Source organism: Candidatus Pseudothioglobus sp. Uisw_041, assembly GCF_048087625.1.
GTDB lineage: Bacteria > Pseudomonadota > Gammaproteobacteria > PS1 > Pseudothioglobaceae > Pseudothioglobus.
Window position 1 is genome coordinate 1,447,329 of record NZ_CP159805.1, and the last position, 16,616, is coordinate 1,463,944.

10 protein-coding genes are annotated in these 16,616 nt (G+C 35.9%); all 10 read right to left on the reverse strand.

Annotated features, from left to right (window positions below):
- Positions 1–54: 54 nt before the first annotated feature.
- The gene (locus tag ABXT44_RS07345) at positions 55–2,007 is read right to left on the reverse strand and encodes an acetoacetate--CoA ligase (RefSeq protein ID WP_416686613.1); all 1,953 of its coding nucleotides are present in this window, start codon (positions 2,005–2,007) and stop codon (positions 55–57) included.
- Between the two features lie 48 nt (positions 2,008–2,055).
- Entirely contained in the window at positions 2,056–3,300 is a 1,245-nt protein-coding gene (locus ABXT44_RS07350; RefSeq protein ID WP_416686614.1) for a pyridoxal phosphate-dependent aminotransferase, read from the reverse strand.
- Between the two features lies 1 nt (position 3,301).
- Positions 3,302–5,842, reverse strand: coding sequence for a TRAP transporter permease (locus ABXT44_RS07355; RefSeq protein WP_416686615.1), 2,541 nt, complete (start codon positions 5,840–5,842; stop codon positions 3,302–3,304).
- A 130-nt stretch (positions 5,843–5,972) separates the two neighbouring features.
- Positions 5,973–6,956 (reverse strand): TAXI family TRAP transporter solute-binding subunit, encoded by a 984-nt coding sequence (locus tag ABXT44_RS07360; protein WP_416686616.1) that lies wholly within the window; start codon positions 6,954–6,956, stop codon positions 5,973–5,975.
- Positions 6,957–7,161: 205 nt separating this feature from the next.
- Positions 7,162–8,811, reverse strand: a complete 1,650-nt coding sequence (locus ABXT44_RS07365; protein WP_416686618.1) for an AMP-binding protein — start codon at positions 8,809–8,811, stop codon at positions 7,162–7,164.
- Positions 8,812–8,833: 22 nt separating this feature from the next.
- The gene (locus ABXT44_RS07370) at positions 8,834–9,403 is read right to left on the reverse strand and encodes a DUF2889 domain-containing protein (protein WP_416686620.1); all 570 of its coding nucleotides are present in this window, start codon (positions 9,401–9,403) and stop codon (positions 8,834–8,836) included.
- Between the two features lie 7 nt (positions 9,404–9,410).
- A complete protein-coding gene (locus ABXT44_RS07375) occupies positions 9,411–10,397 on the reverse strand; it encodes an NAD(P)H-dependent flavin oxidoreductase (protein ID WP_416686622.1) in 987 nt (328 codons plus the stop codon).
- Positions 10,398–11,591: an acetyl-CoA C-acyltransferase gene (locus ABXT44_RS07380; protein WP_416686623.1), complete on the reverse strand. Its 1,194-nt coding sequence runs from the start codon at positions 11,589–11,591 to the stop codon at positions 10,398–10,400.
- A 12-nt stretch (positions 11,592–11,603) separates the two neighbouring features.
- Positions 11,604–14,042 carry a 3-hydroxyacyl-CoA dehydrogenase/enoyl-CoA hydratase family protein gene (locus tag ABXT44_RS07385; RefSeq protein WP_416686625.1) on the reverse strand — a complete coding sequence of 813 codons (2,439 nt, stop codon included), beginning with the start codon at positions 14,040–14,042 and terminating at the stop codon, positions 11,604–11,606.
- A 15-nt stretch (positions 14,043–14,057) separates the two neighbouring features.
- Complete coding sequence (locus ABXT44_RS07390) at positions 14,058–16,514, reverse strand: acyl-CoA dehydrogenase (protein ID WP_416686626.1); 2,457 nt, start codon at positions 16,512–16,514, stop codon at positions 14,058–14,060.
- Positions 16,515–16,616: the final 102 nt, after the last annotated feature.

The following is a 16,616-nucleotide window of genomic DNA, read 5'->3' on the forward strand; positions in this document are numbered from 1 at the left end:
TAAATTAGAAATAATATAATATTATAACCTTTGATAACCCTTCAAAATGTAGCATCATTGAAGCTCTTTATGTTGATAAAACTCCTGAAGAACTTCCGGATTTTCTAGTGCAGTCTTGTTGTCAATAGGAAGATTATTAATTGCTTTTTGAACCGCTAATTCAACAATTTTGCCACTCTTTGTTCTAGGAATATCAGAGACCTGAATGATCACATCTGGAACATGCCTTGGCGTGGTATTGCTTCTAATCTGATGAGCTATTTTATTCTTAAGCTCATCATTCAGCTGCTGACCTTCACTTAACTTTACAAACAAGATGATTCGTGAGTCATCATCAAGTGCTTGCTCAACAACGACAGACTCCAATACTTCATTTAGTATTTCAACTTGTCGATATATTTCAGCTGTTCCGATCCTCACTCCGTCTCGGTTAAGGGTCGCATCTGATCTCCCATAAAAAATCATTCCACCAGATTCCATGAGCTTTACATAATCCCCATGGCACCAAACATTGGAGTAGCGTTCAAAATATGAACTTTTGTATTTATTCATTTTCTTATCGCTCCAAAACATTATTGGCTTTGAAGGAAAAGTACTAGTGCAAACCAGCTCGCCCTTTTCTCCAGTAACAGATTCGCCTAGCTCATTCCAAACCTCAACTGAAAGACCAAGGCCTCGAGTTTGTAGCTCACCTCGATATACTGGAAGTATTGTAGAGCCCAATACAAAACATGAAACAATATCAGTCCCACCAGAAATAGAAGACAAACATATTTCTTCTTTTACGTATTGATAGACATAATCAAAACAATCAGGACTTAATACTGATCCTGTAGAAAGCAACATTCTTAGAGCTTCTAAATTGTGAGATACACTTGGATTGAGATTTATTTTCCTGCAAGTATCCAAAAATTTCGCAGATATACCCATAACATTAATTCTTTCTTGCTCTGCATAGTCAAACAAAACACCAGCATTATGTTTTAATATTGGAGAGCCATCATAGAGCATTATTGTTGCCCCAGAAGCTAAAGAGCTCACGAGCCAGTTCCACATCATCCAGCCACACGTAGAAAAATAAAAGACCCTTTCACCTTCTTTAATGTCGCAGTGGAGAGTATGCTCTTTTTTATGTTGAATTAGAGTCCCACCAACTCCATGAACAATGCACTTTGGAATGCCAGTAGTTCCAGATGAAAATAAAATATAGAGTGGGTCATTAAAAGTAACTGATTCAAAAATTAATTCAGGAGTTACTTCCTGATCAGCAATTTTATCAAATGCAAAAATGGAATTATCTTCATTTAAAGAAGCTTGATCGTTAATATAACGAACCAATAAAGTGTTTTCAATAGATGGCAACTTTGAAATTATTTCTGCATTCTTTTCAAGGCAATTAAAAACCTTTCCGTTATAAAGATATGCGTCCACACAAATAAATACTTTAGGCTTAACTTGACCAAATCGATCTAGGACTCCTTGAACACCAAAATCAGGAGAGCAGGATGTCCAGATTGCACCAATACTAGATGTTGCCAACATTGAGACCACCGTTTCGGCCATATTAGGAAGCAAGCCAGCAACGCGGTCACCTTTTACAACGCCACTTTTCTTAAGCCAGTGAGATAGCCTTGCAACCTGATTATATAATTCGTCGTGTGTTAAAGAACTTTTATGTTTATCTTCGCCCCAAAAAATTATTGCAGGCGTTTGATCTCTTTTAGATAATAAATTTTTTGCAAAATTTAATTTTGAATCTGAAAACCATTCTGATTTTAAAAAATCTTCACCATTTTTTAAAACTTTTTTAGATTTTTTATCTACAATAATTCTAGAGTAGCTCGAAAACAACTCCCAAAAAGATTCAGGGCATTTGCATGACCATTTATATAAATCATGAAAATTTTCTAGGCTGATATTGAATTTTTTATTAACTTTTTGAATAAATTCCCAGGCCTGAGAATCTTCTATTTGGTTTTTTGTAGGGCTCCAAAGCAACTTAATCATCAAACTCAAATCCCTTGTTATAATCCACTTATCTTTCCTTAATTATGTTTACTGAGATTTAATCCACTCTTTTAAAAGTGAAACACCTTTTACTATTTGTGGACAAATTATATCTAAAAAATTCTCAGGTGAGAAATCCTTATTTGAAATAAATTTAAGAGCCGCTGAACCATCAAAATCTACAAACGCAATACGTGATAATAATTTATCTTCTTCTAAACCAAAGTCAGACCCAGGCAACATTGCAAAACCTATATCGTTAAGTATTTTTTTACAAAGTGTTTTGTCATTATTCATTTCCTTGGTTATATTTATAACATTTGAAAAGTCACATATCATGTAGAAGCCTCCTTGTGGTTTTTGACATTTCACACCAACTGAGCAAAGTTCTCTATAAATATAATCAGCAATTATTTTCAAAATTAGCCTCGAACTATAGAGAAATTCTGAATGATCTTCTGAATATGCTTTAATAGCTGCGTACTGAATAGGCGCACTCACAGCAGTATAGGTTTCGCTAGCTATAGCTCTCACGCTGTCCCTAATATAACTCAATCCTTCTGGAAAAATTAATGTTCCAAGTCTCCACCCACCAGCTCCACACCACTTACTCAATCCACTACTAATAATTGTTTTTTCAGGGTAGTAGTGAGTAATGGATTTATACTCTCCAGTGAAATCTAGCTCAGCATATATTTCATCAGCAATAATAATGATATTGTACTTTCTGGCAACCCTTGCTAATTCCTCTAAATCTCCATGTACTGTTCCTGAAGGATTATTAGGCGAGTTTAAAATTAAAAGTTTATTAACCGACTTAAGATTATCACAGACTCTACCTAGCTCTTGAGGGTCAAGATGCCAATTGCTCTTAGCAGAAGCCTTAATCCAATGAACTTTTTTATTTATTATTTGTGCTTGGGGCTCATAAGACACCCAACTCGGCCTTGGAAGTAGCAAGTCACAATCTAATGCTAACTGTGTTTGAAAAATTAATTCTTTCGACCCAGGGCCAATTATGACATTTTCAGCGCCATATTTATATTGATTTTTATTTGAATGATAATGAGCAACCTCACTCCTTAATCCTATTAAACCAGATACATTTATATAATCTTTTTGATGGGCATTTTTTTTTAACTCATCAACAATTACCTCTGGAACTGGGAAAGGAGACTGGCCTAATCCAAACTTAAAAACCTCTTTACCATCTTGAATTAAATCCTGCGATAGTTCATTGATAGCTAATGTAGCTGAAGTCTTTAAATCTATAATGTTTTTTTGTATATCCATATTAGTAATTTTTCCGTCTAAACTGCATTGTCGCTATAATGCCTAATAGCATAAGAGCTGGTATAAAAATAATCTGCTTAGGTAGAGTATTTCTTTTAGTTTGAACAGATGTGATAATCCAGCCACTATCAACACCAGCAACTTTCATTGACTCAACCTGCTTGTTTATTGCTCGATTATTTGACATGCCAGGCATTACCATTGCAACCTCCATATCCCCAAATAAGTCATCTAAATAAAAGCCAGTATTATTTATTTTTTCCATTCCAGAATTACCCTCAGCTAAAGATAATAAAAAAGTGTAACTTCTTTGAATGCCCTCAAGTGTTTCTCCTTCAACAATAAATCGAATCGATTGACCTGAGGTCATTGCTTCAGCAATTTCAAATATTTGATCTCCAGGAAGACTTTCATAAGGTGGGTCAACTTTATTCCAAAAATAACCAGGCCTGAATAACATAAAAGCTACTAATAAAAGTAATAAGGTTTCCCACCATCGATTCCTTACTAGCCAATAACCTTGAGTTGCTGCTGCAAATAATAATATAGCAATAGTTGAAGAAATAACGACCATTAAAAAACTAAATACATTACCTATTCCAATCATAAGTAACTGAGTATTGAATATGAATAAAAAAGGAAGTATGGCTGTTCTCATATCATATATAAAACCTTGTACTCCAGTTTTAATTGGATCACCCTTTGAAATAGCTGCCGCAGCATAAGCAGCTAAACCAACTGGTGGTGTATCGTCAGCCAATATTCCAAAGTAAAAAACAAACATATGCGCTGCAATTAGAGGAATAGCAACATTATTTGCAGCACCCAAGCTAACAATTACAGGCGCCATTAAACTGGAGACTACTATATAGTTTGCAGTTGTTGGTAAGCCCATGCCTAAAATTAAACTAATCATTGCTGTGAAAAGTAAGATCAAAAACAAGTTGCCTGCTGCAATAAACTCAACCCATCCTATAATAAGTTGGCCAACTCCTGTTAGAGTTACAGTGCCAACAATTATTCCAGCTGCAGTAGTTGCAACACCTACTCCAATCATATTTCTTGCGCCATTAATAAAGCCAGCTTTAATATCATAAAGGCTTTGGATTAGCTGATTAGTGAAATCTAAACTACCTCGAAATACTCCTAAAAGAATTTTTTGTGTTAAAACGATAAAAACCATAAATAGTGTTGCCCAATAAACTGATGTTTCAGGTGAAAAACGCTCAACGGTCAGTAGCCAAATTAATAATATTACAGGGAGTAGGAAATGAAGTCCTGCTTTAACTGTTTTTCCAACTTCAGGAATTTCAATAATATCTCCAGTCGGTAGATCAGGCATTCTAGAGACATAAAATAATAAGGATACATAGCTGAATATCATAATTGTTGAAACAATCAAAATATTAAAATCGCCAGCTACTGCTTTTATCAATTCAAAAAATGGTGGAAGGACCCAAACCAATATTCCCAAAAGTATAAGCACGGTGCATATGCTAATTAGCTTATCAACTCTGTTAAGTTTTTTGGTTCTTTTAAGACCCTCCATTCCCGCCTTTAAAGCCTCTAAATGGACAATATAAATTAAAGCTATGTATGAAATAAGAGCAGGTAAGAAAGCATGTTTAATAACTTCTATATAAGATATACCAACATACTCAACCATTAAAAAAGCAGCAGTTCCCATAATAGGTGGTGTAAGTTGGCCATTCGTTGAAGATGCAACCTCTATGGCTCCAGCCTTCTCAGAGCTAAAACCAACTCTCTTCATTAATGGTATTGTAAATGTCCCAGTAGTTACTACATTAGCTATTGAGGATCCAGAGATCATACCGGTCATTGCCGATGATACTATTGCAGCTTTAGCTGGTCCACCACGATAATGGCCTGTAAGTGCATAAGCTACTCTAATAAAATAATTTCCCGCCCCAGCCTTTTCAAGGAGTGATCCAAATAAAACAAATAAAAAAACCATACTTGCAGATACGCCAACTGCAATTCCAAATGCGCCTTCTGTAGTTATCCACATATGGGAAACAATTTTATTCAATGAGGCGCCGCCATATCCACCAGCACCAAAATAAACATACGAAAGAGCAAGCAAAGCAACAATCATTAGTGGAGGGCCTAATGACCTTCTTGTGGCCTCTAGTAACAATAATAGCCCTACAACACTTAAAACTAAATCCGTTGAATTTGGGACACCTAAGCGCATTTCAAATGCTCTTGAATCCCAAACCTGATTATAAATTAAATATATACAAGAAAGAACAAGCAGCAAACCCATAATCCAATCTGTCCAAGGAACAAGAGTTCTTGAAGAATTTTTAAATGCAGGATAAGTCATAAAAGCTAAAAATCCAGCAAAAGAAACATGGACTCGCTTTACTACATCAGCATTCATCCATGGCGTAATTTCAAGAACTAGAGGAGAGGAGACATATAGTTGAAATAATGACCAAGTCAATGCAGTATATAGCAGTATATTTTTGACAAATATACTATTTGGATTTCGATTTCCAGTTTCCAAATCAGTTTTCATGTAAATTTATGACCTAAATATGATAATTGAATAATATATCTTTTCGAACATCTATAAAGGATTTTTGAGTCATTAAGAAAAATAAAAAAAAAGGATGGCGTTGGCCATCCTTTTTAATTAAAACTTAAAATTACCAGTTCATTAAACCAGCTTCTTTATAGTACCTTGCTGCACCAGCATGAAGTGGAGCTGATAAGCCATCTTGAATCATTTCTTCTTTCTTCAAGTTAGCAAATGCAGGATGCAACTTTTTAAAGGAATCAAAATTTTCAAACACACCCTTAACAATAGAATGAATTACATGCTCTGATACTGCAGCTGAACTAACAACTGTTGCGCCCACACCAAATGTTACAGTGTCTTCAGGATTTCCATTGTACATTCCACCCGGAATAGTTGCAGTACGATAGAAGTCATTGTTAGCCACTAAACCATCTACTGCAGCTCCAGTTACATTTACTAGGACACTGTCACAAGAGGTAGTTGCTTCTTTGATTGAACCTGAAGGATGGCCAACAGTAAAGACCATTGCATCAATTTTATTGTCACATAATGCTTTTGATTGTTCAGAAGATTTCAGTTCAGATGCTAGAGCAAAAGTTGATTTATCCCAGCCAAGCGCCTCCATTAATACCTCCATAGTTCCTCTCTGGCCAGAACCAGGATTTCCAATATTAACTCTCTTGCCTTTTAGATCCTCAAGATTACGAATACCTGAATCAGCTCTAGCTACAACAGTGAAAGGTTCAGGATGTACTGAAAAGACTGCTCTTAGATCTGTAAATGCACCTGCATCAGCAAATTTACTAGTTCCGTTATAAGCATGGTACTGCCAATCTGACTGAGCAACACCTAAATCCAACTCACCAGCACGAATCGTGTTAATGTTGTATACCGACCCACCTGTTGACTCAACTGTACAACGAACACCATGGCTCGCCCTGTCTTTATTTACTAGTCGACAAATAGAACCACCAGTCGGGTAGTAAACGCCTGTCACTCCACCAGTTCCAATAGTAACAAATTGATCTGCTGCTGAGACTGCTGTTGAAGCAGTTATACCACTTAGCAAAGCTGCAGAAAGTAACGCACTAAAAAAATTAAATTTTTTCATTTTTTTCTCCTTAATTTATAAATCATATTTATTTGACAACAAATTAAAAAGTACATTAATTTCTTTTAAATTTGAGTCATAATCAAAAATAGACATATTCTCTTTCAGGAAAAACTGTCTAATCAATAAGTTAATTTTTACTATAACTTAAGAGCGTAAAACTTATCACGCACTCTATTTATACCATAGAATAGATCATAATGGTCTATTGATTAGTCTTTAACTCTCTTCTTAGAACCTTACCAACATTTGTTTTTGGAATCTCTTTAATAAACTCAATATGCTTAGGAACCTTATAAGCAGTTAGTTTTTCACGGCAAAAACTAATGATCTCCTCTTCTGATAACGTTTGCCCTTCATGAAGAACTATAAATACTTTCACAAGCTCTTGAGAGCTCTCACCCTCAATTCCAACGCAGCCACACTCAAGAACTGCAGGATGCTCATTTACGACAGCCTCTACCTCATTTGGAAATACATTAAAACCAGAAACAATAATCATATCTTTTTTACGATCAACGATAAAAATATTACCTGTTTCATCTATTCGAGCAATGTCACCTGTCATGAACCAATTATTTTCGTCAAGACCTGAAACTTCAGAATTCCAATATCCACTCATAACCTGTGGTCCGCGTACGCAGAGCTCTCCAACCTCGTTAGTTTCAGTTAAAACATTATTATCCTCATCTCGAATTTCAATTTCAGTGAAAGCAGCAGGAAGTCCTACAGAGCCAGTAAATTCAGTTTGTTTATAATCATTAACGCTCACCAAAGGAGAAGTCTCTGTTAGTCCGTATGCTTGCCAAATGACAGATTTAGTAGTTTCATGCCACCTTTTTGCAGTGGTATCTAAAGCAGCCATTCCGCCGCTTAATGACATAAGCAAGTTACTAAAATCTAACTCCCTAAAGCCATCATAATTTAATAGGGCCTCATAAAGAGTATTGACACCAGAAATCATATGAAACTTATGTTTTTTCATTAATGAAACAAAAGTCTTAAGGTCTCTTGGGTTAGTAATTAATACACTTTTACCGCCAATATGAAACAGCATAAAGTTGTGTACCGTTAGAGCAAAAATATGATAAAGAGGTAACGGGCAGATTGCAATTCTCTGTTCATTTCTTGATTCATCATACATTTTTGGATCAATAGTAAAAAACGCCTGAATAATATTTGCAAGGATATTTCGATGAGACAATACTGCGCCCTTTGAAACTCCTGTTGTGCCTCCGGTGTATTGAAGAAATGCAGTATTATCAATAGAGATATCAACTTTAACTGGATTTTTCCCTAAGTTGTCACTTAGTACTTTATTAAACATAATAGCGCCATCAATATTAAATTTAGGCACTAATTTTTTAACTTTTCTAGTTACAAAATTAATAATTTTCCCTTTAAATCCAAGAAGGTCACCAACAGTTGTAATCATTACTTTTTCTACATTCGCAAGATTAGACTTTTCTACTACATTAGCGACGCCCTCCCAGACTACTAATACTTTAGCTTCACTATCTTTAAGGACATGCTCTAATTCTCTTTGAGTATAGAGAGGGTTAACATTAACAACAACGATTCCAGCCTTCAGAGCTCCATATACAATGATTGGATAGGCAAGCATATTTGGCATCATCACAGCTATCCTATCTCCTGCCTGAAAATTATTAGTCAGCCATGAGGCAAAAGCATTTACTTTTTCTGAAAGATCTTCATATGAAATTTCAACACCAAAGCTTTCAAATGCCATTTTTCCATTATGCTCTTGACAGCAGTTATCAAAAAACTCTACTAAGTTACCATGCTCTTTAAAAAACTCTGTTTCTTCAAGTTTGTTTGGTATGACTTTTTCCATGCTTTTCTCCTTATTCTAGTAATTAACTTTTCTCTATCTTGTTTATTAATATTTCTTTGTACTGATTATAAACCTCTCCATCTTTCTTAAATGCAAAACAAGAGTTTGTAAATTTTTTTTCTATCGATTTGGCTTCCTCTAAAGAAATAGTATTGGTTTTGCCGCCAGTTTTCTCTTTCCAAAGAGTTTGATAAGCAATCGTTCCGGCATAAGCCAATAAGTCAGTAATATGCCTACATCCTTTTTCACCACCCATAGCTTTGATAACCTTCCTGTTAAAGCCTGAAATTAAATACTCACCTTTTAAATTTTGGCAATTTTGTACAGATTGCGGGCAAATATTGTATGGGGATGCATTTATTACTGCCTCTATATCGATAATTTTCCTGTCGTCATCTAGAGTTAATCTTACAGCCATATCATGAAGTGGCTCTCCTGCACTTATATAGCCTCTATGCATATTTTCAAATGAATAAGTTTTACTATCAACTAGGAATACCTCAACGTCCCAAAGCCCATCATCTCTTTTATAGCCCTTTCCTTCGATGACTCTATTATGTTTTAAATCTCGCTTTGCTGGCCTAGATAGCATTTATTTATTATCCTTTTAAAATTCGACTTTTCGATTTAGCATGTTGCATTTCTAATTCTAACACTAAATCCTCAACACTTGGTACATTGGAGATAGAGCCAACTCCCTGCCCTGCTGAAAAAATATCACGCCACCTCTTAGCAGTAACCTTACTGATATCAAAATCTACTTTAAGTTTTTGCTTAATTAGGGGCATTATCATTTTTTTTAAATCACCCAATGTTTGCTTAACTCCTCTTTCTTTAGGAGAAATCCCAGCATTTTTTAGTGATTGCTCGAGCCAATTTCCATTAACACCAGTAATTTTATTAGACTTAATAATGTCACTGGCTGAGGCGTTAAGTATCATCTCTTTATACTCCTCAGTGGCATCACTTTCTTTTGTAGCAATAAAGCGAGTTCCCATATAAGCCATGTCAGCACCCATAGCCTGGATTGCTAAGATTGAATCGCCTGAGCTGATACTTCCGCCGACAATAATTGTGCCATCAAAGATCTCTCTCACCTCAGCTACAAAAGCAAATGGTGACAATTCACCGGTATGCCCGCCTGCGCCATTACAAACCAATATTAAACCGTCAACTCCAGCATCAATTGCTTTTTTTGAGTGGTATAAATTAATAACATCTGAAAAAACTAATCCGCCATATTTATGGACTTTTTCAACAACCTCTTTGGGGTTACCCAGTGAAGTAATTACAATTGGTGGCTGATGCTTAAGAATTAAATCGAGGTCATCATTACTCCGAGCATACATTTTACTAACAATAAGATTAACCGCCCAAGGAAGTGCTTCTTTGCCTGAACCTAAAGCTTCGGTTATTTCAGAAAAAGTTTGATCCAGTGCTTCTAATGTTCGACAATTAGCTGACGGAAATGACCCAACAATTCCTGCCTTTGATGATGCAATAACAAGTCTTGCGTTGGATACAATGAACATTGGTGACTGAATGATTGGCAGTCTTAGCTTACTGATAAAATTTTGTGTTTTCATCTAATTTCTTATATTTTTAAGTATGCCTGCAGCGCCCATTCCAGTTCCAATACACATTGTGACCATACCATAATCAATATTTTCTCTTTGCATAGCTGATACTAGAGTAGCAATCCTTATAGCCCCTGTAGCTCCTAAGGGATGACCAAGCGCAATTGCGCCACCAAGTGGGTTGACTTTTTTAGAATCAAGACCCAACTCTTGAATTACAGCTAATGATTGAGCAGCAAAGGCCTCATTGAGCTCAATCCAACCAATATCATCCAGACTTAAGCCTGTTGATTTTAAAACTTTAGGAATTGCTTTGACTGGGCCAATTCCCATAATTTCTGCAGGAACTCCTGCAACTGAAAAGCCCATGAACTCAGCTTTTGGTGTTAGATTATATTTTTCAACAGCCTCTTCGCTAGCAACAAGAACTGCAGCAGCAGCATCAGACATTTGTGAGCTATTTCCTGCAGTAACTGAACCATCCTGAGCAAATACAGTTCTTAGTTTAGCCAAAACTTCAAGACTTGTATCTTCTCTTGGCCCTTCATCCATAGATACAACATTAGAACGAGTTGTGTATTCATTGGAAGTGGTTGAGTATCCATTTTCAACAGTTGTTATTGGGGATATTTCGTTTGAAAATGAACCATTACTATTTGCAAGAATTGCTTTTTGGTGACTTTCAAATGCAAATTCATCTTGAGCTTCTCTTGATATTTTATATTTCTGTACTACTTTTTCTGCTGTTAATCCCATTCCGTATGCAATAGAAATATTTTCATCTGATAAAATTTTAGGATTCATAGAAGGTTTGAAGCCAGTCATAGGAACGCTGCTCATACTTTCAACACCAGCTGCTATAACTAAATCAGCTGAACCCGATTTTATTAAGTCAGCGGCATTGGATACCGACTGAAGTCCTGATGAGCAGAACCTATTTAAAGTATACGCAGGGGTTGAATCTGGCAAGCCAGCAAGTAATGTTGCAATGCGCGCAATGTTAAGCCCTTGTGGGCCCTCTGGCATAGCGCAGCCAACAATAATGTCATCAATATTTTTATTAATTTCTTCACTAGCATCCGATTCTTTCAATACACTTTGTATTGCATGAATTAATAAATCATCAGCTCTAGTTTTAGACAATAAACCCCTTACTTTTCCAACTGGAGTCCTTTTTGCATCAATAATATAAGCTTTTCTCATAATGTTCTCCAGTTAATTTCGAAGTGGCTTGCTATTTCTTAGCATAAACTCAATTCTTTCTTGCGTTTTCTTAGTGCCTAAAAGTTCTATAAAATACTTCCTCTCAAGATCTAATAGCATTTGCGAATTCACTGTTGTATTTTCTTCAACTTCAGAACCAGTCATTACTTTTGCCAGAGAGGTTATACAATACTTATCATGATCTGACATAAAGTGCCCTTCATAAAGGTTGGCAATTTGCGCCATAATGTTTGCATACCCAGCTTTTCCAACTACTTTAAATGTTGCATCTAAGGGAGATTTAAATCCAGATTCTAGTAATGCCATTGCTTGTTGCTTTGCAACATAAAGTAACTCGTTTGGATTAGCAATAATTACATCATCATTTTTTAAATAGCCCATTTCTTTTGCCTCTAAAGCACTTGCTGAAACTTTTGCCATGGCAATTTGCTCAAAATGCTTAGAAAGCAAAGGAAATATATCATCTGTTTCTTTATTAAGAAATGCCCTTAAAGCCATTTCCTTACTGCCACAGCCCGCTGGCAAGGCACCAATTCCAACTTCTACAAGGCCGATATAAGAATTCATTGAGGCTACCACTTTATTGCAATGCAATAAAAGCTCGCAGCCTCCACCAAGTGCGAGCCCATCAACTGCAGCAACTGTTACTATTTTGCCGTGCTTTAAGCGCATTAATAATTCTTGCAGCATAGCTACTGTTTTTTTAATGGAATAAAGCTTACCAAGCTTAGGAAGCCCTGGATTCATAACTTCAAACGCCTTCTTTTTAGCTTTAGAGGCAACTCCTGGATCTTTTTCTAGTAGGCCTAGTTTAATAGCAGAAATTATTTCATATAGATTTGCTCCAGCACAAAAATGCTCTTGCTCCTGCTTAAAAATTAAAGCATGAAAACCATTTTCTTCAAGATAGTCAAGGCACTTTGGTAGCTCAGTTAAAACGTTTGAACTTAAAACATTCATTTTTGTTTTAAAAGAAACGCTGGCAATACCATCGCCAATATCAAGTAGCTTAGTCGCCTCACCTTCCAGCAAAATATTTTGGTGATATTGCTTTTCACCCTGCAAAAGAGTTTTATGTAAATGCCTTTCATATACTGGATGAGATGATCTTGGAATATATTGATTCTTATTTGGATCAAAAGCCCCATCATCAGAATAAACAAAATCTTTATCCATAGCCCAATTTGGAAGGGGCTCTTGAGAAAGAGTTTTACCGCCACTAATATCAATATTCAGGGCCTCTCTAACCTTACTCCAACCAGTAAGCTGGACTTGCTCGAAGATACCTTTCTGCCAAGCAAAGCCTGACTTTAATGCAAGATCAACACACCTTACTGTTTCAGCCACATGCTCTAAATGAAAAGAGGCATAGTGAAAAACATCACGATGAACTGACCATAAAAATTGTGCTTGCGGATCACCAGATTTGGAAAGCTCTAATAATGAGTTCTCAATATTTCCATTATCTTTGAGTATTTTCTTGACTGTTGAACTAATAGTTTTATCTGAGAGTCTATATTCTCCAGTAGCTGGATCATAAACATTTATATTCTTTCCTACTTTCTCATAAATGCCTTTTTTAGTCTTACTTCCTAATAACCCTTTTTCAATTAAATGGTCAATCCAATCAGGCAATTTGAATTGCTCAACCCATGGATCATCCTTAGCATTTTCATAAATATTTTTTACAACATTCGACATCACATCAAGACCAACAACATCTAAAGTTCTGAATGTAGCACTAGCAGGTCTTCCAACCCTCTTGCCAGTTAGTGCATCAACTGTATCAGCAGATAAAGAGAAATTTTCAGCATGCTTTAATACAGCCAAAAAAGAAAAGACACCTATTCTGTTAGCAATAAAAGCAGGACTATCTTTTGCATAAACAACTTCCTTTCCCAATGCCGAGGTAATAAATCCTTCAGCAATATGAAGTAACTTTTCATCACTAAATGAAGTTCGTATTAATTCAACAAGTGGTAAATATCTAGGAGGGTTAAAAAAGTGAACTCCAAAAATTCTACTTCTCAAGCTTTCTGGAGAATGCTCAGCAATTTTTTGAATTGATAACCCAGAAGTATTTGTCACGAGAACTGCATGATCATTTACATAAGGAGCTATTTTCAAGAAAAGTTGTTTTTTGATATCAATATTTTCGATAATTGACTCTATTATGAAATCACATTTTGATAGAGTATCTAGATTCTCATAAGTTGAGGTCTTAATTAAACTCGCTATTGAGAGGCTTGCAAATGGGGTAGGTTTCAATTTTTTCATCATGGAGAGCGATTTCATTAACGCCTCTTCACTTGTATCAAACATGACTACATCAAACCCTAAGTTTGCGAAGTGAGCAGCTATTTGCCCACCCATTGTTCCCGAGCCAAGAACGGCAATCTTGCTAAAAGCTTTATCAAAATATTGTTTCATAGTTTTCCTATATTTTTAATTCTTTAAATTTTCAAAATCATCCACTTTTAGTGCTTCAAGAAGAGTGTCATTCCATCTGAGCCAATTTTCTTTATCTTCAGTGGTTAAAGTTTTATTATCAACAAGCCCTTGAAGCCAAAACTCTAAGGTAATACTTGGCTGATACTTATATCCAGCTTTTTTGGCTTTATCTCTGAGCACTTTTAATTTAATCCCAGCCTCATACCCCTGAAATAGAATATAAAAAGGGTGTCCAGGTTTTTCTCTTAAGTTGGAGCAAATACATGTAGATAAGTTGTCAATTAACCAGTCAATATCAGTAATAGAGTTTGAAGTAGCAATAATTAATTTGTCATTAATTTTATCGCTAGTGACTGAAAAAGGAAAAAGGAAAAATCTTATTATTGCCTTAATAACTCTATTAACTGGCATACTTTCTATATTTTCTCGCATCGCAATATCAGCCTCTTTGACTAACGTGAGAACTGATAATTTAAGAATACTCTCGATATTATCGTCATTTTGGAATTTCTCCTCATAAAGCTTTATGCATGAACTGATTTCATACATTGCAGAAATTGCATCAGCAAATCGACCAGACACCATCTCTTTTCTTTTTAAAGATCCACCTAACAATAAAGAGGCGATATCGGTTAAGACGGCAAACTTTGCGGATAAAACTGATAAGCTTCTATAGTAAGGCTTTGTCGTTTTATTACCATAAGGTTTTGCCAATCTGCCTTTAGTCCAAGCGTAGACAATTGCTCTAGCAATGTTATTAATAAAGCTTCCAACATGAGTTACTAGAGCTTTATCAAAATTCTTTATTGCATTCTTCCCGTCATCATGAAGCGCTGTTAATTCATCTAGTAAAGTTTTGTGGCACCTAACAAGTCCCTGTCCAAAAATCATTAAGCTTCTAGTTAGAATATTTGCGCCTTCAACAGTAATCGCAACTGGAGCACCAGAATAGACATTTGAAACATAATTTCTTTTGCCTTGCATTACTCCTCTTCCGCCATGAACATCCATTGCATCTATCGAAGAATTTTGCAATAACTGAGTGTTTCTATATTTCACTATTGCTGAAATAATTGATGGTCGATGTCCAGCATCAAGCGCCCAAGTAGAAAGATTAATGTTTGCAGTTGCTCGAAATGCATTTGTCGCAAGATTCGATAGTTTCTCTTGGATTCCCTCCATTTTCGAAATTGGAATTCCAAACTGCTCACGAGTTTGTGCATAGGTACTCGTAGTTAAAAGCATAGCCTGAGTGGCAGATGCCCCAGTTACAGGCAACGAGATTCCTCTACCAACGCTTAAGCACTCCATAAGCATTCTCCATCCATGGCCAATCATTTTTTCACCACCGATTACCCAGTCCATTGGTATAAAAACATCTTTACCATAAATAGGGCCATTTTGAAATGGCTCGCCAATTGGACGATGACGTGTTCCTATACTTAAACCCTCAGTTTTTCGTGGAATAAGTGCGCAGGTAATTCCTAAATCATTTTTCTTATAAAGAGGGTGATCAGCTGGCAGTAAATTATCAGGGTCATATGCCTTAAAAGCCAACCCAATCACTGTAGCTATAGGTGCAAGGGTTATATAGCGCTTTTCCCAATTCAATCTTAGACCCAATACTTTATTACCTTCGTACTCACCATAACATACTATCCCATTATCAACCAGAGAGCCCGCATCAGATCCAGCAACTGTAGAGGTTAGTCCAAAGCATGGCACTTCTTTTCCTTTGGCTAAACGAGGCAAGTAATGTTGTTTTTGCTCTTCGGTCCCATACTTTAATAACAGCTCACCAGGTCCTAAAGAATTTGGAACCATAACCGAAATTCCCAAAAACTGTGAGGCCGATGAAAGCCTTCCTACAATTATGGCATGCGCGAAATGAGAAAAACCGAGTCCATTAAATTCTTTTGGAATAATCAAACCCAAGAATCCCTTATCAAAAATATACTGCCAAACCTCCTTAGGCAAATCTTCACTGGAAACAATTTCGTAGGAATCAACCATACCGCAAAGGGTTTCAACTTCATTATCAACAAAACTTTGCTCCTCATCAGTGAGTTCAGTTGCCTCAAGTTCTGATAGCTTCGTCCAATCAGGATTGCCTTGAAATAACTCAGCATCCCACCAAACGCTTCCTGCCTCAAGCGCAATACTTTCCGTTAAGCCAATCGGAGGAAGGGATTTGCGCATTAACTTATAAAGCGGCTTAGTAAACAACAATAATCTAACACTTGGAACTATTAGAATACCTAAGGCTAAAAGAAAAAGAAGTAAAAGCTGAGCGCCAAAATGCTCAGCAATTACAGCCCCTGGATATGTCAAACCAACAGCTATTAGCCACAATTGCCATGGCTTAATTTGAAATCTCACTAAAGCTACTAGAATTAATACAATAGAAAGAAAGAAAGAAAGAAGTGAATATTGAAATATAGTTTCGAGCATAACAATTAATCCTAATTTAAAGCGTTGTCGTAAATGAATTATTAATTTAATAATTGAATAACTAGTATAGTTATAAAAATTAAATCTAAGTTATCATAATAT